Here is a 21,493-nt window from a genome sequence, read left to right on the forward strand (position 1 = left end):
TTCAGCGGAGGACGTCGGCGAGGTCGTAGCCGGCGACGCTGTCGAGCTGTTCGTACGTGCACGAGCGGGCGTCGCGGTCCGGTCGCCAGCGCTCGAACTGCACGGTATGGCGGAACCGAGCGCCCTCGAGCTGGTCGTAGCGCACCTCGAGCACCCGCTCCGGGCGCAGCCGGACGAACGAGACGTCCTTGCCGCCGCTGAATCGCGAACGCTCGCCTGCCGCGGTCACCGCTTCCCCGGAGTCGTCCCTCTCCACCCAGGGGGCGAGTTCCTCGACGAGCTCTTGCCGACGGACATCGCTCCACGCCGCGACGCCGCCGACCTGGCGGAGCACGCCGTCGGCTCCGTACAGTCCCACCAGCAGCGAGCCCACGCCCGAACCCGACTTGTGGACCCGGTAGCCGAGTGCGACCACATCGGCCGTGCGCGCGTGCTTGATCTTGAACAGCGTGCGCTTGCCCGGCGCGTAGGGCTGAGTGAGCGGCTTGGCGATCACGCCGTCGAGCCCGGCGCCCTCGAACTCGGCGAGCCAACGGACGGCCGCGTCGTGATCCCTCGTCGTCCGGGTGATGTGCAGCGGATGCTCCACGGAAGCTAGGAGTGCCTCCAGGCGCGTTCGCCGGGACTCGAACGGCGCGGCGAGGAGGTCGTCGTCGCCGACGGCGAGCAGATCGAAGGCGATGAACATCGCCGGGGTCGAGGCGGCGAGCGTGGCGACGCGGGAAGCGGCGGGGTGGATGCGCTGACTCAGTGCCTCCCAGTCCAGGCGCTGGGACCCCTGCGGGCCGGTGGCGACGACGATCTCGCCGTCGAGCAGGCACGGACCGGGGAGCAGCTCGGGAATCGCCTCGACCAGCTCCGGGAAGTAGCGCGTGAGAGGTTTCGCTCCGCGGGAGCCGATCTCGACGGTCTCCCCGTCCCAAGCGATCAGTCCGCGGAAGCCGTCCCACTTCGGCTCGTACAGGAGCCCGCCGGGAACCTTCTCTGCAGGAGGAACCGCGGGGACGGCTTTGGCGAGCATCGGCGCGGGGATCTCGTAGCGCATGCTCCCATCCTGGTCCTCGGCCGTGTGGGGCGGAAGAGCGGGCCGGTGTTCACAACTCCGCAGAAACGGGCGGCGGGTGCGGCGGTCCTCCCGTGATTCGCAGGGCTACGGGGGCAGCGCGTCCCGTCCTTGAGGAGTAGTGAGCGCGCTCAGTCGAACAGGTCGGACAGCGTCGCGGGCGAACCGGCGTCCTGCAGTGCCGTGCGGGCGGCATGCCACCCCGCCATGCCGTTGACGGAGGGGCCGGGAGGGGTCGAGGCGGAAGCCAGGTAGACGCCCGGCATCGGCGTGCGCCACGGCGTCGGCGAGAGGATCGGTCGGCGGAGGGCCTGACGCATGTCGAACACCCCGCCGGAGATGTCGCCGCCGATCTCCGCGGGATTGATCGCCTCGCGCGACGATGCCGGCACCGCGTGGTGGGCGAGGATGAGGTCGCGGAACCCCGGGGCGAACCTTTCGACCTGCGCGGTGATGAGCTCCGTGGGGTCGAGGTCGGAGCCCGGCGGCACGTGGATGTACGCCCAGAACACGGCCTTGCCCGCGGGAGCACGGGAGTCGTCGAGCACGGACGGTTGCACGGTGAGGACGTAGGGGCGCTCGCTCATTCGTCCGGCGGCGACGGCGTTCTCGCTGGCCCACACCTCGGCTCTGGTCCCGCCGAGGTGCACGGTCGCCGCCTGCCCGACCTCGGGGTGCGTCCAGGGGACGGGGCCGTCGAGGGCGAAGTCGACCTTCGCCGCACCGGGCCCGTAGCGGTAGGCGCCGATGGCCCGGGCGTAGCGGGGCGGGACGTCGCGGTGCGTGAGGGCGAGCCGGGGAGACGTGTTCAGGATCAGCAGGTCTCCGCGGCGCGGGTCGCCCCAGTCCAGCGTCTCGAGGTCGGTGACCCGCACGCCGGTCTCGACGGACCCACCGTGCGCCGTGATGTCGGCGACCAGGGCATCGGCGATCCCTTGCGCACCGCCGCGTGGATACGGCCAGCCTCCGGCGTGTCCCAGGGCGGCCAGCAACAGGCCCGCAGCGGCCCCCGCGAGGGAGGGGAGAGGCGCGTTGCCGTGAGCGACGGCTCCCGCCAGGAGCGCGGCCGCCTCCTCGGTGCGGAAAGCCGAGGCGGCCAGAGGAGTGCCCTGCTCCAGCATCCTGATCGCATAGCGCAGGGCGGTCAACGGATCCCGGGGGACTCGGAGCAGTTGATTGCCCGTGAAGTCCACCACACCGTCGATGTGCGCGGTCAACGGCCGGATGCGGGTGCGCCAGGCGTCACCGTCTGCCCCGAGCGCGGTCGCCGTGCGGTCGAGGTCGCGCCAGGCGATGGCGGCCCTTCCGCCATCGAGCGGGTGTGCGTAGGAGGCTTCGGGGCGGATCCAGTCCAGCCTCCGTTCGAGGCCGAAAGCATGGAAGAAGGGTGAGGCCAGGGCGGTCGGATGCACGGTGGAGCAGACGTCGTGCCGGAAACCCGGAAGCGTCGACTCGGCCGTGCGGAGACCGCCACCGACCGTGTCGGCCGCCTCGAGCACCCGCACGGCATAGCCGGCGCGCGCGAGCGTCACCCCGGCGGCGAGCCCGTTGGGGCCGGAACCGATGATCGTCGCCCGCGCCATTCCGTCAGTCTGGCATGCCGCCACCGGCGAAACGGTCGAGAGGGGCCCTCCGGGCGTGCGATCCTGGAAAGGATGAAAGAAGTTCAGGGGCCGACCCCCGCAGGCACCTCCCGTCCATACCGCTCCCTCGCCGAGGCGCTGCGCGCGCACCGGATCGATCCGTCGAACCATCCGTTCATCACGGCCATCGTCGAGGCGATCGGAATCAGCTCGTTCATCGACCGTGGGCGCTACATCGAGGCGATCCGTCGAGGCGAGGGCGCGTCCCTGCACATCGGGCGCACCTACACGAACGGCTTCACCGAAGACGAGCGGATCGTGGTGGGCGCAGCACCCCTGCGCCTGCAGCCGAGCGAGGGGCGCGCACCGTACTTCTACGTGAGCCACCCGAGCGAGTTCATCCCGCTCGCACCGACCCGCGCCGCCAAGCGCACGACGACTCCACGCGTCGCCGCGCCCCGCGCCGAGAAGGCACCGAAGCCCGTCGAGGAACGCGACTACGGCGTGTGCGACGAGTGCTTCATGGTGAAGACCCCGTCCGGCGGCTGCGGCTGCGGCTGACGTGACGCCGCTTTCGAATCGCGCAAAAGGCTGAGGAATCGGCGTCGAACGCGCAATTTGCGCGAGTCGAAAGCCGGCGCCTCAGGCGAACGCGCTCATCCCGGTGATGTCGCGGCCGAGCAGCAGGGCCTGCACGCTCTCGGTGCCCTCGTAGGTGTGGATGGCCTCGATGTCGGCCATGTGTTGCATGACGCCGTTCTCGAGCAGGATGCCGTTGCCGCCGAGCAGGTCGCGGGCGGTCGCGGCGATGCGGCGTGCGGCACGCGTGTTGTGGAACTTCGCGAGCGAGGCCTGGGTCGGGCGCAGTTCGCCTGAGGTCTCGAGGTCGGCCATCCGTCGGCAGTACAGCTGCATGGCCGTGAGGTCTTCGAGCATGTGGGTGAGGCGCTCCTGGACCATCTGGAACTTCGCGAGCGGCTTTCCGAACTGCACCCGCTGCATCGCGTAGGCCAGTGCTGCCTCGTAGCAGGCCGTCGCGTGTCCGAGCGCCGACCACGCGACGCCCGAGCGGGTCGCGTACAGCACGGTCGAGGCGTCCTTGAAGCTCATGGTGCCGGGCAGGACGGCGTCCAGCGGCACCCGCACGTCGTCGAGGACGATGTGCGCCTGATGGATCGCGCGCAGTGAGGCCTTGCCCCGAATCACACTGCCGGTGTATCCGGGCGTGTCCTGCTCGACGAGGAAACAGCGCACAGCGCCGTGCGCGGCCGTGTCCGCGTCGTCGACGCGCGCCCACACGAAGGTGATCCCGCCGGATGCGCCGTTGCCGATCCACTTCTTCGTGCCTCGGATGACCCAGGCGTCCCCGTCGCGGCGGGCCACCGTCTCGAGCGAGACCGAGTCGGAGCCGTGGTCGGGTTCGGTCAGCGCGAACGAGCCGAGAACCGAGCCGTCGGCGAGTGCCGTGAGCCATCGGTCCTGCTGGGCGGGGGAGCCGAACAGGGCGAGGGTGCGCAGCGCGAGGCCGCCCTGCACCGCGAGGATGGTGCCCAGCGACCCGTCACCGCGCGAGATCTCCATGTTCACCAGGCCCGCGGCCAGCGGCGACAGGTGCGTGAGGGCGGGATGCTGGATGCCGTCGACCACGAGGTCCATCTCGCCCATCCGACGGGCGGCGTCGAGCGGGTACTCCGCGCGGTCCCAGGCGTCCGCCATCTGCGGCGCGACCTCGTCGGTGTAGGACTTCGCCCGATCCCAGGCCGCGCGGTCGGCGGCGGGGATGTCGGCGAAGACGGCGTAGTAGTCGCTGTCCCGGCGCCCGGTGACGTCGTACGACGAGACGCGCTCGCCGGGGAAGGGGGAGGCTGCAGTGCTCATGATGCTCCTTCGTGGCACCAAGTATCGTACTCCTCGATACTCGGTTTCACGACCCTCGAGCGATCAGTCGAGCTCCGACTGCAGTCTGCGGGTCACCTCGGCGATCGGCATGGACCGCGGGAACACCGCGACGACCATGTCGTCCGGCGCATCGGGGGCCGCGTCTCCCGCGACGCCGTAGCGGCGGCGGGCGTCGGCCAGCGCCGTCTGCAGCGTCGCGAGCGGCACCTTCTTGCGGCCGCGGAGCAACTGCCGCAGCACGTGATTGTGGACGGCCGTCACGAGGGCGGCGAAGCCGACGGCGTCGAGCGGGTCGACGCCGGGGAGGGCTCCGCGCAGGTACTCGTCGAACAGCCGCTCGTATCGGAAGACCGTGATGATCTCGCGCTCACGCAGCACCGGCACCTGGCGCACGATCTGGTAGCGGCGGCGTGCGAGCTCCGGGTCGTGCGCGAAATGCACGAAGACCGATTCGGAGGCCGCGCACACCGCAGCCCAGGGGTCGTCGTGCCCTTCGTCGAGGAACTCCCTGAGCTGTTCGAGCAGCACCTCGTGATCCGCGAAGACGACGTCCTCCTTGCCGCCGAACTGGCGGAAGAACGTCGATCTCGAGACACCCGCGGCCTTGGCGATCTGTTCCACCGACGTCTGATCGAACCCCTGGGCGCTGAAGAGTTCGAGCGCCGCGGCGACGACGCCCGTGCGCAGTTCTGCGGATTCGTGCATGGCGAAAGCCTAGACCTCGGCGGCCATCGGTGTCGGTGGCCGGGCGTCATAATGAGGGCGTGAGCGAACGCGGGAGAGCGGCCGGATGGTTCGAGACGCGGCGGCGCGGCACCCGTCGCTGGTGGGACGGCACGCGCTGGACCGAGCACCTCTCGGTGCGGGGGAGGGAGACGACCCTGGCGGAGGACCGCAGGGCTGTGCGCCGACAGCTGATCCTGACCGAGTTCGTGCTCGGGACCCTCCTCGTCGGGTCGATCCTCATCGCGCTGTGGAGCGCGCTCCCGGTGGTCGTGGTGCGGCCGATGATCGTCGCCACCGGCACCGCGCTGCTGCTCGTTCCGCTCATGATCTCGCGGCAGCTCCGCCTGGTCGCGCTGCCGGCGCGGCGTCCGGGCGTGCCGACGCTCCGATGATCGACCGAGAGTCCGGGGCCGCGGGCGCGCCCAGGTCGAGGTAGTAGGCTGGGGGACTGGTCGATGTCTCGACATCGAGAGAATTACCAGACAGCAGCCCAGTGAAGGAACCACAGTGGATCTGTACGAGTACCAGGCACGAGACGTTTTCGAGAAGTACGGAGTGCCGGTCCTCGCCGGCATCGTCGCGGACACCCCGGAAGAGGTGAGGGCGGCGGCCGAGAAGATCGGTGGCGTCGTCGTCGTCAAGGCCCAGGTGAAGACCGGCGGCCGTGGCAAGGCGGGCGGCGTCAAGGTCGCCAAGACGCCCGACGAGGCGTACGAGGCAGCGAAGGCCATTCTCGGCCTCGACATCAAGGGCCACGTCGTCAAGCGCGTCATGGTCGCGCAGGGTGCGCGCATCGCCGAGGAGTACTACTTCTCCGTGCTGCTCGATCGTGCCAACCGCTCGTACCTGAGCCTCTGCTCGGTCGAGGGCGGCATGGAGATCGAAGAGCTCGCCGTCGAGCGTCCCGAGGCGCTCGCACGCGTCGAGGTCAACCCGCTCACGGGCATCGACAAGACGAAGGCCGTGGAGATCGCCCGCGCCGCGAACTTCCCGGAAGACCTGATCGAGAAGGTCTCCGACGTGTTCGTGAAGCTCTACGACGTGTACAAGGGTGAGGACGCGACCCTGGTCGAGGTCAACCCGCTGGTCCGCACCGAAGAGGGCGACATCATCGCGCTCGACGGCAAGGTCACGCTCGACGACAACGCCTCCGAGATCCGTCACCCCGAGCACGAGGCGCTCGAGGACAAGGACGCCGCTGACCCGCTCGAGGCCAAGGCCAAGCAGTCGGGCCTCAACTACGTGAAGCTCGACGGAGAGGTCGGCATCATCGGAAACGGCGCCGGACTCGTCATGTCGACCCTCGACGTGGTCGCCTACGCCGGGGAGAACCACAACGGCGTCAAGCCGGCCAACTTCCTCGACATCGGCGGCGGCGCATCGGCTGAGGTCATGGCTGCCGGCCTCGACGTCATCCTCGGCGACCCGCAGGTCAAGAGCGTGTTCGTCAACGTCTTCGGCGGCATCACGGCCTGCGACGCCGTCGCCAACGGCATCAAGGGCGCGCTCGAGACACTGGGCGCCACGGCCTCCAAGCCGCTCGTCGTGCGCCTGGACGGCAACCGCGTCGACGAGGGTCGTGCGATCCTCGCCGACTACGCGCACCCGCTTGTGACCCTGGCCGCCACCATGGACGAGGGCGCCGACAAGGCCGCCGAGCTCGCCAACGCCTGAGACTGAAGGACGAGAAGAATGTCGATCTACCTCAACAAGGACTCCAAGGTCATCGTCCAGGGCATCACCGGCGGTGAGGGCACCAAGCACACCGCGCTGATGCTCAAGGCCGGCACCCAGGTCGTCGGTGGCGTCAACGCCCGCAAGGCCGGCACCACGGTCTCGCACACCGACAAGGACGGCAACGCCGTCGAGCTCCCCGTCTTCGCCTCGGTCGCCGAGGCCATGAAGGAGACCGGCGCCGACGTGTCGATCGCCTTCGTCCCCGGCGCCTTCACGAAGGACGCGATGATCGAGGCCATCGACGCCGAGATCCCGCTGCTCGTGGTCATCACCGAGGGCGTCCCCGTCGGCGACTCCGCCGAGGCCTGGGCATACGCGCAGAGCAAGGGCAACAAGACCCGCATCATCGGGCCGAACTGCCCCGGCATCATCACCCCGGGCGAGGCGCTCGTGGGCATCACGCCGGCGAACATCACGGGCAAGGGACCGATCGGCCTCGTGTCGAAGTCGGGCACCCTGACCTACCAGATGATGTTCGAGCTGCGCGACCTGGGCTTCTCGACCGCCATCGGCATCGGCGGCGACCCGGTCATCGGCACCACGCACATCGACGCGCTCGCCGCGTTCGAGGCCGACCCCGAGACCAAGGCCATCGTCATGATCGGTGAGATCGGTGGCGACGCCGAGGAGCGCGCGGCCGACTTCATCAAGGCGAACGTCACGAAGCCGGTCGTCGGCTACGTGGCGGGCTTCACGGCTCCCGAGGGCAAGACCATGGGTCACGCCGGTGCGATCGTCTCCGGCTCGGCCGGTACCGCGCAGGCGAAGAAGGAGGCCCTCGAGGCCGCCGGTGTCAAGGTCGGCAAGACGCCGTCCGAGACCGCTGACCTGATGCGCGCGATCATCGAGTCGCTCTGATCTGAGCTACGCTTGAGCTGAAGGCCCCGGACTCCACTCCGGGGCCTTCTTTCGTGCCCGGGACCAGAAGTCCGCCGCCACGGACCGCCGCCGGTCAGGTCTGGGGAGCGACGGAGTCCAGCAGGGTGTCGAGCGCGCGGTGGGCCTGAGGGCGCGCGGCGGCGTCGGGATGGGCGGCCAGCCAGAGGGCGAGCTCGTTCATCGCTCCGGAGAGCACCGCCGCAAGCGGGTCCAGGAGGGCCGGAGAGACACCGGCCTCGCGCAGTCCGGCACGCAGCTCCTGCTCGGGGCCCTCGGCATCGAGTCGGCGCCACTGCTCCCACCCGAGCACCGCGGGGCCGTCGATGAGCAGGACGCGCGAGGCGGCGCCCCGGGTGATGGCGTCGAGGAAGGCGTGGCTGCCGTCGCGGAGAGCGGCGTCGGGCGCGCTGCCCGCCGTGGCTTCGACGATCGCGTCGGCGACGATCTGCTGCTGCGCGGAGGCGACGGCGGCGAACAGCAGCGGCTTCGAGGTGTAGTGGTGGTAGACGGCGCCACGGGTCACGCTCGCGGCCCGGGCGAGTTCGTCGACCGACACGGCCGCATAGCCGTGCTCGGCGAAATGTGCGGTGGCGACATCGAGGATCCGCCGTGCGGTCTCGGCGGCGTCGGCTGCGGATGCTCGGGGCATGGGTTCCTTTACGTGCGGTGTGTATGTATTCTAGCCCCACCGATACAAACACACTGCATGTAAAAGAGGTCAGGATGGACATCACGAGTTTCTACCCGGTGCTGATGGTGGACGACGTCTCCGCCGCCGCACGGTTCTATCGAGAAGAGCTCGGCTTCGAGGTGACGTTCGAGGCCGACTGGTACGTCAGTCTGCGCTTCGACGGCGGCGAGCTCGCGATCCTCGACCGCGCGCACGAGACCATTCCGGAAGGGTTCCGAGAGCCCGTGCGGGGACTCCTGCTCAACGTGGAGGTGCCGGATGCGACCGCCGAGCACGCGCGGCTGGTGGGGGAGCGGAGGCTTCCCGAGCGCCTGACGCTGCGGGACGAGGACTTCGGGCAGCGGCACTTCATCGTCGAGGCGCCCGGCGGCGTGCTGATCGACGTGATCGAGCCGATCGAGCCCGCGCCGGAGTTCGCGGCGGCCTACGCCTGACGTCCTTCCGCGATTCGTCCGCCGACACGCCAGATGTCGGACCGTTTCCCTCACGCCGTCCGACGTCTGGCGTGTCGCCCTGAGAGTGCGCGGAAAGCAGGAGGGGGCGGAGAGGCGGGGAAGGGGGAGACGCGAGAGGGGCGGATGCCGCAGCATCCGCCCCTCTTGTGATCTCTGCCCTGTCGTCAGATCCCGACGCCGAAGAGGGCCTCGATCGGACCGCGGGCGAAGAAGATCAGGAAGCCCGCTCCGACGACCCACAGCAGCGGGCTGATCGTCTTGGCCTTGCCGGAGAACGCGTGGATGAGCACCCAGCTCACGAAACCCGCACCGATGCCGTTGGCGATCGAGTAGGTCAGCGGCATGACGGACACGGTGAGGAACACCGGCAGCAGCACGCGGAAGTCGGAGAAGTCGATGTACCGGATCTGCGCCATCATCATGGCACCGACGATGATCAGCGCTGCTGCGGCGATCTCGGTCGGGACGATCGACGTCAACGGGGTGAGGAACATCGCGACCAGGAACACGAAGCCGGTGACGACGTTCGCGAGGCCCGTGCGTGCACCTTCGCCGATGCCGGCACCCGACTCGATGAAGACCGTGCTCGACGACGAGGAGGTCGCGCCACCTGCGATCGCGCCGACGCCCTCGACCACCAGCGCCGACTTGATGCGCGGGAAGTCACCGTTGTCGTCGGCGAGGTTCGCCTCCTTCGCGAGGCCCGTCATGGTGCCCATCGCGTCGAAGAAGTTCGTGAAGAGCAGTGTGAAGACGATCATCACGATCGCCACGAGGCTCACCTTGCTGAGGTCGAAGCTGAAGTCCACCGCACCGATCAGGCTCAGGTCGGGGACACCGATCGGCGAACCGTCGAGCGCGGGCACGGTGAGGCCCCAGCCGCCCGGGTTGACCACGTTGCCCTCATCGTCGAAACCGCGCGGTCCGATGTGCCAGATCGCCTCGACGATCACGGCCAGCACGGTGCCGCCGATGAGGCCGATCAGCATACCGCCCTTGATCTTGAGGGCGACGAGGATGCCGGTGAGCAGGAGCGTGATCACGAAGAGCAGGCTCGGCACGGTCGCGACCGAGCCGTTGACGCCGAGTCCGACCGGCGGCGATGACGCACCGGTGGCCGTCACGAAACCGGAGTTCACGAAGCCGATGAACGCGATGAACAGGCCGATGCCGACGGTGATCGCGATCTTCAGCTGGAAGGGCACGGCGTCGAAGATCGCCTTGCGCAGACCGGTCGCGGCCAGCAGCACGATCACGACACCGTTGATCATCACGAGCGCCATGGCTTCCGGCCAGGTCACCTGACCCACGACCGAGAACGCCACGAAAGCGTTGATGCCCAGTCCTGCGGCGAAGCCGAACGGCAGTCGTGTGACCAGCCCGAACAGGATCGTCATCACCCCGGCGGTCAGCGCGGTCGCTGCCCCCACGGCGTTGAACTCGAGCATGTCGCCGGCGACATCCGGCTTGCCGGACAGGATGATCGGGTTCAGGATCACGATGTAGGCCATCGTGACGAAGGTCACCAAGCCCCCTCGGATCTCGGTGCCGATCGTGGATCCGCGCTTGCTGATCTCGAAGTAGCGGTCCACGGCGTTCTTGGGCTCGGTGGATGCCGGGGCGGGCGGGGCAGTTGTCATCGGGAAACCTCCGGAGAAACGCTATCGTGTCGCCGACCTCACGCGCGCCCCAGGGGCTTCGTCGGGAACTCGTCGTAGTCTCGAATCGCTATGCAACGCCTCCTCGTCGCGCTCCTCGCCGCCTTCGATGCCGCCATCGCCGCGGCGGTCGGTCTCGTCGTGCTGCTCGCGCCGTTGACGCTGCTGTGGACGCTCGCCTTCGGTGTCACCGCGGACTGGGGTGCGCTCTGGCCGCTCACCGGAACGCTCTGGCAGTTCGGCCACGGGGTGCCGCTCGAGGTCACGATCCCGGATGCGCTCCTGGTGGCTCTCGCCATCCCCGCGGAGGCCGCGAGCTTCGCGGTGTCGATCACTCCGCTGGCGTTCCTGTTCTTCACGCTGCTCTTCGCGGCGCGTTCGGGAGACAGGGCGGCGAAGGCGGGCGCATGGCTGCTGGGGCCCCTGACCGGCACCGTGGTGTTCGCCGTCATCTCGGCCGGCGTCGCACTGACGACCCGCTTGGAAGCCGCCGCGACCTCGTTGCCCCTCGCCATCATCCTTCCCACCGCGGTCTACCTCGTCGGCGCGCTCTGCGGAGCCGTGCGCATCGCGTGGGAGGACGGGGACGGCGGCATGCTCGACCGTCTGCACGATCTGATCGACGCCCGCGAGGACTGGGCGCCGGTCCCGGTCGCGATCGTGCGCGGCGCGGCCTTCGCGCTCGTCGCCGTGGTCGGCGCCTCCGCGTTGGCTCTCGCCGTCACGACCCTGTTCCGCGGGGGCGAGGTGGTGGCCCTGTTCCAGGCGGCCCGCGTCGACGCGCTCGGGGCGACCGTGCTGACGCTCGCCCAACTCGCCTACCTGCCGACCCTGATCGTGTGGGCGGCGTCCTGGCTCGCCGGTCCCGGCTTCGCGGTCGGGTTCGGGACGGCCGTGTCGCCCGCCGGCACCCAGCTCGGTGTGGTGCCCGGCATCCCGGTGTTCGGTCTGCTGCCCGAGAACAGTTCGATCTGGATGCTGATCGTCGTGCTCCTCCCCGCCGCCGCCGGAGCCTTCGCCGGATGGGCGGTGCGCTCTCGCCTCGTGTGGGAGGGCACTCCGCTGCGGATGCCGCAGCGTGCGGTGATCGCACTCGGCATCGCCGGTGTCACCGCGGGGATCGCCGGGCTCGCCGCTGCCCTGGCGAACGGGTCGATGGGTCCGGGCCGGATGGCGGTGGTCGGACCGGCCGTGGTCCCGTTCGTCCTCGCCCTCGGCGCGGAGGTCCTCGTCGGCGCCGCGATCCTGCTGCTCTCGCCGCGGCACCGCGATGAGCTCGCGGAAGAGCGGACCGACCGGTGGATCGCCGAGATGACGGCGTACGATCCGGGGTACGCGCCCGCCGGTGCGGAGGCAGGAGTCCCCGTGGCCGGAATGTCGGTCGACGCATCCGAGCCCGACGACACGGCACCGCTCGACGATCTCCGACGGTTCGAACGGCCGAAGGACGAACCGGCCGATTCGCGCGACTGACCGCTTTCGCGTGGCCGGGGAGGCCGGAAGAGAGCCGGTCGCGCACCCCGGTAGACTGGGCGCGTGCTCACGGTCGCCGTTCTCATCTCGGGCACCGGCTCGAACCTTCGCGCCCTCCTCGAGGCCGCTCGTCATCCCGATTTTCCCGCCAGGATCATCGTCGTGGGTGCCGACCGCGAAGCAGACGGGCTGGCCCACGCCGAGGAGTTCGGCATCCCCAGCTTCACGGTGCCCTGGCACGAGCACGAGAGTCGTGAGGCCTGGGGTGAGGAACTCGCCCGGCAGCTGGACGTCTGGAAGCCGGACCTCATCGTGCTCAGCGGACTCATGCGCCTCCTGCCGCCGACGCTCGTCGCCCGGTACTCGCCGCGCCTCATTAACACCCACCCCGCGTACCTGCCGGAGTTCCCCGGTGCACACGGTGTGCGGGACGCGCTCGCCGCAGGGGTCTCCGAGACCGGCGCCAGTGTGATCGTCGTCGACGACGGGGTCGACACGGGGCCGATCCTGGCCCAGGAGCGCGTGCCGGTTCTCGCCGACGACACCGAGCACAGCCTGCACGAGCGCATCAAACCCGTCGAACGTCGACTGCTCATCGACGTCGTCCGCGGGATCGCCACCGGTGATCTCGCCCTGACGCCTTCTTCCTGACCTCCACCCGACGCCCCCGCACGAAGGAGCCCATCATGGCCGGCCCCCGCCACGACCCCACGCTCTACCGCGACCGCGACACCGTGCCGATCCGGCGCGCGCTCGTCTCGGTGAGCGACAAGACCGACCTGCTCGTCCTCGCCGAGGCGCTCGCCGGAGCGGGGATCGAGATCGTGTCGACCGGATCGACCGCCGCGACGATCCGTGACGCGGGTTTCACCGTCACCGACGTGGCCGCCGTCACCGGCGTCGCCGAGATGCTCGACGGCCGCGTGAAGACGCTGCACCCGAAGGTCCATGGCGGCCTGCTCGCGGACCTCCGTCTCGAGGAGCACGAGCGTCAGCTCGAGGAGCTCGACATCGCGCCGTTCGAGCTCGTCGTGGTGAACCTGTATCCGTTCGTCGAGACCGTGGCCTCGGGCGCGATCGGCGATGACGTCGTCGAGCAGATCGACATCGGTGGACCCGCCATGGTGCGCGCCGCGGCGAAGAACCACGCCAACGTCGCGATCGTCGTCTCGCCGCAGTCCTATCCCGCCATCATCTCCGCGATCGAGGCTGGCGGTACGTCCGTGGGTCAGCGCCGGGAGCTCGCCGCCCGCGCGTTCGCTCACACCGCGGCGTACGACACGGCCGTCGCCCAGTGGTTCGCCGAGGGGACGCTCACCGAGCCGGGCGACCTCCCCGCGCACCTCACCATCCAGGCCGAGCGCCTCGCGACCCTCCGCTACGGCGAGAACTCCCATCAGCGCGGCGCGATCTACACCCGCGCCGGTGGCCACGGCATCGCGCAGGCCACACAGTTGCAGGGCAAGGAGATGTCCTACAACAACTACGTCGACGCGGACGCCGCACTGCGCGCCGCCTACGACATGATCAAGCCCGCCGTCGCGATCATCAAGCACGCCAACCCCTGCGGCATCGCGACCACCGCTCCCAACGCCCTCGACCCGATCGCCAGCGCCCACCTGCGGGCCCACGAGTGCGACCCGGTCTCGGCGTACGGCGGGGTGATCGCCGCGAACGGCACCGTGACCCTCAAGATGGCCGAGAACCTCAAGGACATCTTCACCGAGGTCATCGTCGCACCGGCGTTCGAGCCGGCCGCGCTCGAGGTCTTCAAGGCGAAGAAGAACCTGCGCCTGCTGCAGCTTCCGCAGGACTGGCGGCAGGAGCGGATGGACGTGCGTCTGGTCTCGGGCGGACTCCTCCTCCAGGATGCCGACCGCTTCCCGGACGACATCGGCTCGGTCGCGAAGAACTGGGAGCTCGTGTCGGGTGAGCGCCCGAGCGAGGCGGAGATGGAGAACCTGATCTTCGCGTGGAAGGCCTGCCGCGCGGTGAAGTCGAACGCGATCGTGCTCGCGAAGGACAACGCCACGGTCGGTGTCGGCATGGGCCAGGTCAACCGTGTCGACTCGTGCCGCCTCGCGGTCGAGCGTGCGGGGGGATCGGGCGGCCGGCTCTGTCGCCTCCTCCGACGCGTTCTTCCCGTTCGCGGATGGCGCTCAGGTGCTGATCGATGCCGGTGTCACGGCCATCGTGCAGCCGGGCGGATCGGTGCGCGACGAGGAGGTCGTGGATGCCGCGCGCAAGGCCGGCGTCACGATGTTCTTCACGGGGGAGCGTCACTTCTTCCACTGAGCGACTGTCTCCCGCCGAGACCCCCGTTCCTTGCCGAGACCCCCGCCTGCCGACGTGTGCAGGCGGGGGGTCTCGGCGTTGCGCGGGGGTCTCGGCAGCACTGGAGAGACGGGGACGGGGGACGGGGGACGGGGGACGGGGGACGGGGGAGGGTCAGGTCGCGACGATCGCGCACATCGCGACGGTCGACACCGCCATGGTCGCGTGGTGGAGCCGATGCGGCCAGGCGCGCTCGGTCCGCAGCGCGACCACCGCGAGGATCACCGTCCCCAGCGCCAGCCCGGCACTCACCAGCAGGGGGCATCGTGTCGACGGCTCCGTGCACGTGCGACGTGATGATCGGAGACGCCGCGGGCGACGGGATCCCGGGCATCAGGAGGACGAGCACCGCGGTCGTGATGACGCCGAGAGCCAGATGCGTCGACACCATCGCCTCCGGACGGGCAGTAGGGACCGGCGCCGCCCGGCGCACGGCGGCGAGCACGATCCCGACGATGACGAGCACCGCGAACCACAGCACCGGCGGGAGCAGCAACACGGTCATCACATCGGCCATGCCGGCGAGCATCAGGGCGGCGACGAGGATCTCCGGGCGTCCCGCATCCCGCCGCATCCCGACGAGCGCGCCCACCCCGACCGCGGCGGGGAGGAGTGCGACGACATGGAGGACCGCGTGCACGTCAGCCGGGCACGCGCTCGTCGAGCACACCGACGCGCCGCCACGGGGCCGTGGCGACCTCGGACGGCGGTGCTGCGGCGAATGTGATCGCTCCGTGCGCGACATCGAGCGCCACGGTGAGCTTCGTCTCCCAGCGCAGGTGCTCCGGCTCCTCCGGCCGTGCGCGGACCGAGATCGGGGCGTCCGGGATCGCCCCGAAGGCGACCGCCCGCTCACGGTCGTCGACGATGCGGGCGAGGTCGGCCGCGTCGGTCAGACAGCGGTACCGGGGCACGCTCGTCGTCTCGTAGGGGGAGTACTCGCCCGCGGCGAGCGTCTCGTCGAGGAAGTGGTTCGTGTGTGCCAGGGCCTTTCCGCGCGGGGCGGGGAGCACGGCGACTCCCGCGGGTGAGACCTCGACGGCGGCGGCCTCGGGGGTCACGCCATCGAACGACACCACCGTCAGGACGCTGGACGCGGCGAGGGGCACGGACTCGGCGATCGCGACCGCGCCGGCCACGTCGTGCGCCCCGTCGAGCATCATCCGTGCCAGCACGTGCACCGGCACACCCGCCTGCGACCCGTCGCTGCGATGGTGGAGGATGTTGAAGTGCACCCCGAGGCCGCGGTCGTTGACACCGATCTTGGCCGGCTGTCCGAACTCGGAGAACGTCACGACGCGGGCTCCGGATGCCGCGCGCAGCCGCCGGACGACCGTCTCGTTCGAGAGCGTCTCATGCCAGTCCCACGTCTGCAGTGTGCGTGGAGGATTCGCGTCGTCGGGCACGTAGACGATCGTGGAGCATTCCATCGACGGGGTCATCCGGGCGAGGATCTCGGTGCGGGCGGTGAGCAGATGCACGTCGGTGAGCGCCAGCCCACTGCCTTCCGCGACACCACGGAACTCGTCCGCGACCTCGGGCGCGAAGGACTCGACCATGCCCCGGCACTCGTCGGCGATGCTCCTGGCCTGCTCCGCGGAGACCCCGGACTGCTGGAACAGCCGGAGGTACGAGTCGCGCGCCGCGCGCAGCTGCGGTGCCCAGTGCTGGCCGAAGCGGTGGCCCTCTTCGCGCTGGTCGGCGGTTTCGGATGTCCACTCGTGGATGATCATGCTTCTCCTCCGATGCGCTCGACGAGTTCGGCGACGTCTCCGTAGGGGCAGCCTCGGGCGCGTGAGGCGGCGGCCACACGTCGTCTGACCTCGAGCGGCTTGTCCTGGCTGACCTTGAACACCGCGCGCTGCTCGATGATCTCGAAGCGGAACGAGACGATGCCGCCGATGATGCGCTGGAACGTGGGGAGCGAGCTCGTCATGTCCCAGCGCGTGGGCTCCAGACCTTCCAGCTCCTCGACGGTCCGCGTGACGACGTGCATGCCGTCTGCGGAGTCCTCCAGCACGGTCACCCGTGCCGTCAGGTGCACCGCCGCATAGTCCCAGGTCGGGACGTTCGGGTCATCCGCGTACGTCGTGGGCGAGACGTAGTCGTGCGGGCCGGAGAACACCAGGAGCACGGCGTCGCCATCGGAGATGTGCTGCCACTGCGGGTTCTTGCGGGCGACGTGTCCGAGGAGCTCGCCTCCGACGAAGCCTCCGTCATCGGCCAGGCGCTCGATGATGACCGGCGTGTGGGTGACGGTCGGAGCACCGGACTCGCCGCCGCCGTTGGACACGATGAGCGCGAACGGATGTCGCCGGACGAGCTCGTTCACCTCGTGCTGCGACGGGGCGAGGTACTTCTCGAACTCGTACACGGTCAGCCCGCCGCGCAGAGGATCGCGTCCCACGCGGTCTCGCCGGCGAGGGTCGCGACCGCGGTCGAGTTCAGCGAGAGCCGCCCGCGGGAGGACCCGGGGTCGTCGGGCAGCGCGACCTCGTCGGTGGTGAGGGCGAACAGCGTGTCGCCGTCGAGCGGGGTGTGGAACGGCTGGATGCCGCGGTGCATCGAGCTGTGCACCTGGAGTCCGAACTGCTTCAGCTCGACGTCGGACAGCTGCACGTTGGTGACCACGGCCGTGATCGTGGTGTTGCCGGCCATGGAATCCAGAAGCCGTGATTCGCCGATGGCCTCTTCGTAGTCGCGTGCGGGGTGGCGACGTTCTCCGGTCGCGTCGTCGTAGTTGCCGCGGATGATGCGCCCCTCCCGGTCGAGGATCACACCGTAGGGGTTGAGCACCGTCACGACGAGGACCTTCACATCGCCGACCTGGCGGAAGGCGACGCCCTGTCCGGTGAACTCGACACGCGCGGGGTCGACCTTGCCGGACGACGCCGACGCCCCGCCACCGACGCGTCCGACCTCCACGACGCCTTCACGCGCGGCCCGCAGCGCGGCCTTGCCGAGCGCGGCGTCGGGGAACACCGAGTTGTCGCGGACCGAGTAGTCGTAGATGATCGCCCCCGACACCAGCTGGAGCTGGTCGAAGCCGGACCGGTGGTCCACACGCGCGAACAGCTCCTCGGAGACTCCCGCGACGGCGGAGAGCCCGTACACGGACCCGCCGGCGAGGCAGATCGCATGGTTGTAGCCGTAGAGACCGCTCGCACCGACGGCGCCTCCGCGTCGGTCGGTGAAGGTGCGAGCGCCCGCCGGGATCGAGACGACCGTCGCGCCGGTCGGTCCCTCCGCGTACTCGGCGGTCCCGAGGAGGACCCCGGGGAAGTCGTACTCGACCAGACCGCGGTCGGTGCCGTGGACGGGGGAGAGGGCGAAATCGTCGTTGGAGAGGCGCGGCCCGGCGGAAAGGACGGGGGCGAGGCGGTGGGTGTCGGTCACGATGAGAGCTCCTGGAAAAGTTGACGCGAATAGGGATGGCTGGGCAGGTCGTAGAACACGTCGGTCGGCGCGTGCTCGACGATCTCGCCGGCGCGCATCACCGCCACGTGGTGGGAGATGTAGCGGACGGCGGCGAGGTCGTGAGAGATGAACAGGGCGGCGAAGCCGTGCTCGGCCTGCAGATCCTGGATGAGGTTCAGGATCTGCGCCTGCACGGAGACGTCGAGCGCGCTGACCGCTTCGTCGAAGACGATGAACGCCGGACGGGTGACGAGGGCACGGGCCACGCTCACACGCTGCAGCTGACCACCGGAGAGCTGATGCGGTCGGCGGGCGGCGAAGGAGGCGGGGAGCCCGACCTGTTCGAGCATCGCGATGGCACGGTGCTCGACCGCGGGGGTGCGCCGCTCGTGCACGAGGAGCGGTTCAAGGACCGAGGACAGGACGGTGGAACGTGGATCGAGCGCCCAGCGAGGGTGCTGGAGGACCGCTTGCATGCGACCGGCGCGGGAGCGCAGACTGCGGGCGAGCGGCGCGCCTTGGAACCGCACGGTGCCGGTGTCGGGGCGCTGCAGGCCCAGGACCACCGAGCCCGTCGTCGTCTTGCCCGAACCGGATTCGCCGACGAGGCCGAGTGTCTCTCCGGGGGCGACTGAGAACGACACGTGCGCCATCGCCGTGACCGTGCGCCGACTCGCACCGATACCGGAGGAGAAGGCGAGGCTGACGTCGTCGAGTTCGATCGCGGGTGCGCTCGCGTCGCTCATACGATCACCCCTTCGTCCGGCACCAGGCCGGCTCGGCGGTCCGCTTCACCGAGTTCGGCGGCGCGGATGCACAGGCTGTGCCGTGGGGGCACGGGATCGGGGCGGACCACCTCGCACGCGTCGATCCGGTGAGCGCAGCGCGCGGCGAAGGCACATCCCTCGGCCTCGCCATGCAGGACCGGCGGGGAGCCCGGGATGCTGGACAGGCGCTCGCCGCGTCGTGCCCGGGAGGGATCGGTGGCGGCGAGAGCGCGGGCGTAGGGGTGGACGGGACGCCCGAGCACGGCGGCGGGACCGCGCTCCACGACGCGTCCGGCGTACATCACGGCCACCTCGTCGCACCAGCGCGCGACGGCGGGCAGATCGTGGCTGAGCCAGAGGATCGTCGTCTTCTGCTCCCGTGCCTGGGTGAACAGCAGCCGGATGACCTCTTCGCGGACCTGGCTGTCGAGCGCCGCGGTCGGCTCGTCGGCGATGAGCAGTTTCGGCCGGCGACACATCGCCATCGCGATCGCCACGCGCTGCGCCATGCCACCGGAGATCTGGTGCGGGAACAGTCTCACCACCCGCGCGGGGTCGCTGATCCTCATCGACTCCAGCAGCGCGAGCTGCCGGGGCAGGCCGTCGTCGTCGCCGATGGCCCGCAGCACGAGCCTCAGCTGCGCACCGATCCGCATCGTCGGGTCGAGGGACCCGATCGGATCCTGGGCGATGTAGGCGAGCGTGTCGCGGCGGTAGGCGCGCAGCGCATCGTGGTCGAGGCTCCGCACGTCGATGCCGTCGACCTCGAGCTCTCCGCGCACGATCTGTGCGGACTTCGGCTGGAGCCGTCCGATCACGGCGGCGAGGGTGGACTTGCCCGACCCGGACTCGCCGACGATCGCCATCGAACTCCCGGCGGCGACGTCGAGGTCGACGCCGTCCAGCGCGCGGACGGTGGTGGTCCCGGTGAAGTCCAGGGCCAGGTCGCTGATGCGTACGGCGGTCATCGGAGGGACCTCGTCTCTCGCGGTTCGAATCGGTCCCGGAGTCCGTCGCCGATGATGTTGATGCACAGGATCGAGATCACCAGCACGATGCCGGGGATGATGAGGAGTTGCGGCGCCTGTGTCATGTAGAGCATCCCCTGCTGGATGAGCAGTCCGAGAGAAGCCTCCGGTACCTGCACGCCGAAGCCGAGGAAACTCAGCCCGCCCTCGACGAGGATCGCGACGGACAGGGCATAGCTCGCCTGCACGGCGATGGTGCCCGCGATGTTCGGCAGCAGCCGCCGGGCGAAGATCACGGGGGTCCTCACGCCGCTGATGCGCGCCGACACGATGAAGTCGCGGTCGGCGACTCCTCTCGTCGCGATGCGGACGACGCGGGTCATGAGAGGGATCGTGATCACGACGATGCTGATGATCGCGGCGGGCCGACCGGGGCCGATGAGCGCGGACACGAGGATCGCGAGCACGAGCGCGGGGAAGGCGTACAGGACGTCCGCGACGCGCATGACCGCTTCGTTGACGGCGCCTCCGTAATATCCTGCGAGCATTCCGAGGATCGTGCTCACCACCGCGGAGCAGAGGACCGCGATGAGGGAGACCACGAGTGTCGTCGCGGTTCCCTGGAAGAGCCGAGGCAACAGCGAGCGGCCAAGGTTGTCGGTGCCGAGCGGAGCGATCGCGGAGGGGCCCTCGAGGCGCCCGGCGACCGTCGCATCGGTGGAACCGGTCAGGCCGGAGAGAACCGCGATCACGGTGGCGACGACGATCACCCCCAGCACGATCACGGCCGTGCGCAGGACGGCATCGCTGCGTCGCCACGCGCCTCGGGATGACTGTCCGGCCGCGCGGATGCGATGGGCGGCTGTGGGTGCGATGGTCATCGGCGGCTCCCTCCGGTCAGGCGCAGGCGCGGATCCAGCGCGTTGGCGATCAAGTCGACGATGAGGCTCGCGGCGATGAAGACGACCGCGGCGAGGAGCACGGCGCTCTGCACGATCGCGTAGTCGCGTCGACCGAGGGCAGTCTGCAGATACGAGCCCATGCCGGGGATGTCGAAGACGAACTCGACGATCACCGTGCCTCCGAGCAGGACGGCGACCAGTGCCCCCACGATCGTGAGGATGGGAGCCGCCGCGTTGCGCAGCACGTGGTGCCGCACGATGAATCCGGGTGTCTCCCCGCGTGCGACGGCTGCCTGCACGTGCGGCTCGACGAGGACGTTCATGACGGCATCCCTCGTGTTCCGGGCGACCACGGCCACGCAGCCGACGGACAGAACCGTGACCGGGAGCACCAGCGATCCGAAGAAGCGTGCCGGATCGACGGCGAAGGGGGCGAAGCGTCCGAGCGACACCCCGAGACCCAGGGTCGACACGGCGAAGACCACGAGTCCCGCGAGGAGGAACTCGGGGATGCTGATGCCGAGCGCGCTGACGATACGACCCGCCGCGCCGGCCGAACCCTCCGAGCGGAGCGCGGCGATGAACCCGAGCGGGATGCCGACCAGGAGGGTCACGATGATCGTCAGCAACGCGATCGTCGCCGTGACCGGGAGTCTCGCACCGAACTCCTCCGACACCGAGACGTTGGACACGAAGGAATACCCCAGGTCGCCGGTGAAGACGCCGAAGAGCCAGTGGAAGTACTGGGCGACGACCGGATCGTCGAGCCCGGATGCGGCCACCGCCTGGGCCCGCTGCGCCTCGGTGGCGAGCGGACCCAGGACGAGGTCGATGTAGTCGCCGGGCATGAGGCGCACGGAGGCGAAGATCAGCACCGAGACGACGAGCAGCGTCAGCAGCGCGGCGCCGATGCGCCGGAGCGACCACAGAGCGACGGCCAT

Annotated in this window: 21 protein-coding genes and 1 pseudogene; 8 read left to right on the top strand and 14 right to left on the bottom strand. The window is 69.8% G+C overall.

The window, feature by feature from the left end:
- Position 1 precedes the first annotated feature (1 nt).
- Together FGL91_RS09600 and FGL91_RS09605 are read right to left on the bottom strand one after the other, a co-directional pair.
- Positions 2 to 1,045: an ATP-dependent DNA ligase gene (locus FGL91_RS09600; RefSeq protein ID WP_153243696.1), complete on the bottom strand. Its 1,044-nt coding sequence runs from the start codon at positions 1,043 to 1,045 to the stop codon at positions 2 to 4.
- Positions 1,046 to 1,194: 149 nt separating this feature from the next.
- The gene (locus tag FGL91_RS09605) at positions 1,195 to 2,646 is read right to left on the bottom strand and encodes a phytoene desaturase family protein (protein WP_153243697.1); all 1,452 of its coding nucleotides are present in this window, start codon (positions 2,644 to 2,646) and stop codon (positions 1,195 to 1,197) included.
- A gap of 72 nt (positions 2,647 to 2,718) precedes the next feature.
- Between FGL91_RS09605 and FGL91_RS09610 the strand changes: the two genes are divergently transcribed.
- Positions 2,719 to 3,207 carry a hypothetical protein gene (locus FGL91_RS09610; RefSeq protein ID WP_153243698.1) on the top strand — a complete coding sequence of 163 codons (489 nt, stop codon included), beginning with the start codon at positions 2,719 to 2,721 and terminating at the stop codon, positions 3,205 to 3,207.
- An 81-nt stretch (positions 3,208 to 3,288) separates the two neighbouring features.
- Here FGL91_RS09610 and FGL91_RS09615 read toward each other — a convergent pair whose 3' ends face one another.
- Together FGL91_RS09615 and FGL91_RS09620 are read right to left on the bottom strand one after the other, a co-directional pair.
- Positions 3,289 to 4,524: an acyl-CoA dehydrogenase family protein gene (locus tag FGL91_RS09615; RefSeq protein WP_153243699.1), complete on the bottom strand. Its 1,236-nt coding sequence runs from the start codon at positions 4,522 to 4,524 to the stop codon at positions 3,289 to 3,291.
- A gap of 63 nt (positions 4,525 to 4,587) precedes the next feature.
- Entirely contained in the window at positions 4,588 to 5,250 is a 663-nt protein-coding gene (locus FGL91_RS09620) for a TetR/AcrR family transcriptional regulator (RefSeq protein WP_047523102.1), read from the bottom strand.
- A gap of 59 nt (positions 5,251 to 5,309) precedes the next feature.
- Here FGL91_RS09620 and FGL91_RS09625 point away from each other — a divergent pair, with 59 nt between their 5' ends.
- The 3 genes from FGL91_RS09625 to sucD all read left to right on the top strand — a co-directional run bounded on the left by FGL91_RS09625 (position 5,310) and on the right by sucD (position 7,866).
- Positions 5,310 to 5,663: a DUF2510 domain-containing protein gene (locus tag FGL91_RS09625; RefSeq protein WP_153243700.1), complete on the top strand. Its 354-nt coding sequence runs from the start codon at positions 5,310 to 5,312 to the stop codon at positions 5,661 to 5,663.
- 115 nt (positions 5,664 to 5,778) lie between these two features.
- A complete protein-coding gene (sucC, locus tag FGL91_RS09630) occupies positions 5,779 to 6,945 on the top strand; it encodes an ADP-forming succinate--CoA ligase subunit beta (RefSeq protein ID WP_153243701.1) in 1,167 nt (388 codons plus the stop codon).
- An 18-nt stretch (positions 6,946 to 6,963) separates the two neighbouring features.
- Positions 6,964 to 7,866, top strand: a complete 903-nt coding sequence (sucD, locus tag FGL91_RS09635; protein WP_047523105.1) for a succinate--CoA ligase subunit alpha — start codon at positions 6,964 to 6,966, stop codon at positions 7,864 to 7,866.
- 94 nt (positions 7,867 to 7,960) lie between these two features.
- Here sucD and FGL91_RS09640 read toward each other — a convergent pair whose 3' ends face one another.
- Positions 7,961 to 8,536, bottom strand: a complete 576-nt coding sequence (locus tag FGL91_RS09640) for a TetR/AcrR family transcriptional regulator (protein WP_153243702.1) — start codon at positions 8,534 to 8,536, stop codon at positions 7,961 to 7,963.
- Between the two features lie 74 nt (positions 8,537 to 8,610).
- Between FGL91_RS09640 and FGL91_RS09645 the strand changes: the two genes are divergently transcribed.
- The gene (locus FGL91_RS09645; protein ID WP_134353177.1) at positions 8,611 to 9,012 is read left to right on the top strand and encodes a VOC family protein; all 402 of its coding nucleotides are present in this window, start codon (positions 8,611 to 8,613) and stop codon (positions 9,010 to 9,012) included.
- Between the two features lie 185 nt (positions 9,013 to 9,197).
- On the opposite strand, the gene FGL91_RS09650 is transcribed toward FGL91_RS09645, so the two are convergent.
- Positions 9,198 to 10,673: an NCS2 family permease gene (locus tag FGL91_RS09650; RefSeq protein ID WP_153243703.1), complete on the bottom strand. Its 1,476-nt coding sequence runs from the start codon at positions 10,671 to 10,673 to the stop codon at positions 9,198 to 9,200.
- A gap of 90 nt (positions 10,674 to 10,763) precedes the next feature.
- On the opposite strand from FGL91_RS09650, the gene FGL91_RS09655 reads away from it, so the two are divergent.
- The 3 genes and pseudogenes from FGL91_RS09655 (at position 10,764) to purH (ending at position 14,459) form a co-directional block, all read left to right on the top strand.
- Entirely contained in the window at positions 10,764 to 12,164 is a 1,401-nt protein-coding gene (locus tag FGL91_RS09655) for a DUF6350 family protein (protein WP_153243704.1), read from the top strand.
- Positions 12,165 to 12,227: 63 nt separating this feature from the next.
- A complete protein-coding gene (purN, locus tag FGL91_RS09660) occupies positions 12,228 to 12,815 on the top strand; it encodes a phosphoribosylglycinamide formyltransferase (protein WP_047523110.1) in 588 nt (195 codons plus the stop codon).
- A gap of 35 nt (positions 12,816 to 12,850) precedes the next feature.
- Positions 12,851 to 14,459, top strand: a pseudogene (purH, locus tag FGL91_RS09665) (bifunctional phosphoribosylaminoimidazolecarboxamide formyltransferase/IMP cyclohydrolase).
- On the opposite strand, the gene FGL91_RS19070 reads toward purH, so the two are convergent.
- The 8 genes from FGL91_RS19070 to FGL91_RS09705 are packed head-to-tail and all read right to left on the bottom strand — an operon-like array spanning position 14,431 to position 21,493.
- Positions 14,431 to 15,138: a hypothetical protein gene (locus FGL91_RS19070; RefSeq protein WP_227991437.1), complete on the bottom strand. Its 708-nt coding sequence runs from the start codon at positions 15,136 to 15,138 to the stop codon at positions 14,431 to 14,433. The pseudogene purH and the gene FGL91_RS19070 overlap by 29 nt on opposite strands.
- A gap of 1 nt (position 15,139) precedes the next feature.
- Entirely contained in the window at positions 15,140 to 16,231 is a 1,092-nt protein-coding gene (locus FGL91_RS09675; protein WP_153243706.1) for a C45 family autoproteolytic acyltransferase/hydolase, read from the bottom strand.
- The gene (locus FGL91_RS09680) at positions 16,228 to 16,905 is read right to left on the bottom strand and encodes an FMN-binding negative transcriptional regulator (protein WP_153243707.1); all 678 of its coding nucleotides are present in this window, start codon (positions 16,903 to 16,905) and stop codon (positions 16,228 to 16,230) included. Before FGL91_RS09680 ends, FGL91_RS09675 begins: the two co-directional genes overlap by 4 nt.
- Positions 16,875 to 17,894: a P1 family peptidase gene (locus tag FGL91_RS09685; protein ID WP_227991440.1), complete on the bottom strand. Its 1,020-nt coding sequence runs from the start codon at positions 17,892 to 17,894 to the stop codon at positions 16,875 to 16,877. Before FGL91_RS09685 ends, FGL91_RS09680 begins: the two co-directional genes overlap by 31 nt.
- Positions 17,891 to 18,661 carry an ATP-binding cassette domain-containing protein gene (locus FGL91_RS09690; RefSeq protein WP_047522633.1) on the bottom strand — a complete coding sequence of 257 codons (771 nt, stop codon included), beginning with the start codon at positions 18,659 to 18,661 and terminating at the stop codon, positions 17,891 to 17,893. The genes FGL91_RS09685 and FGL91_RS09690 overlap by 4 nt, the downstream gene beginning before the upstream one ends.
- Positions 18,658 to 19,650 (bottom strand): ABC transporter ATP-binding protein, encoded by a 993-nt coding sequence (locus tag FGL91_RS09695; protein WP_153243709.1) that lies wholly within the window; start codon positions 19,648 to 19,650, stop codon positions 18,658 to 18,660. Before FGL91_RS09695 ends, FGL91_RS09690 begins: the two co-directional genes overlap by 4 nt.
- Positions 19,647 to 20,531, bottom strand: coding sequence for an ABC transporter permease (locus FGL91_RS09700; RefSeq protein ID WP_052193482.1), 885 nt, complete (start codon positions 20,529 to 20,531; stop codon positions 19,647 to 19,649). Before FGL91_RS09700 ends, FGL91_RS09695 begins: the two co-directional genes overlap by 4 nt.
- Entirely contained in the window at positions 20,528 to 21,493 is a 966-nt protein-coding gene (locus FGL91_RS09705; RefSeq protein ID WP_131494453.1) for an ABC transporter permease, read from the bottom strand. Before FGL91_RS09705 ends, FGL91_RS09700 begins: the two co-directional genes overlap by 4 nt.

Origin of the sequence: Microbacterium sp. CBA3102, from assembly GCF_007954505.1 — a bacterium.
Lineage (GTDB): Bacteria > Actinomycetota > Actinomycetes > Actinomycetales > Microbacteriaceae > Microbacterium > Microbacterium aurugineum.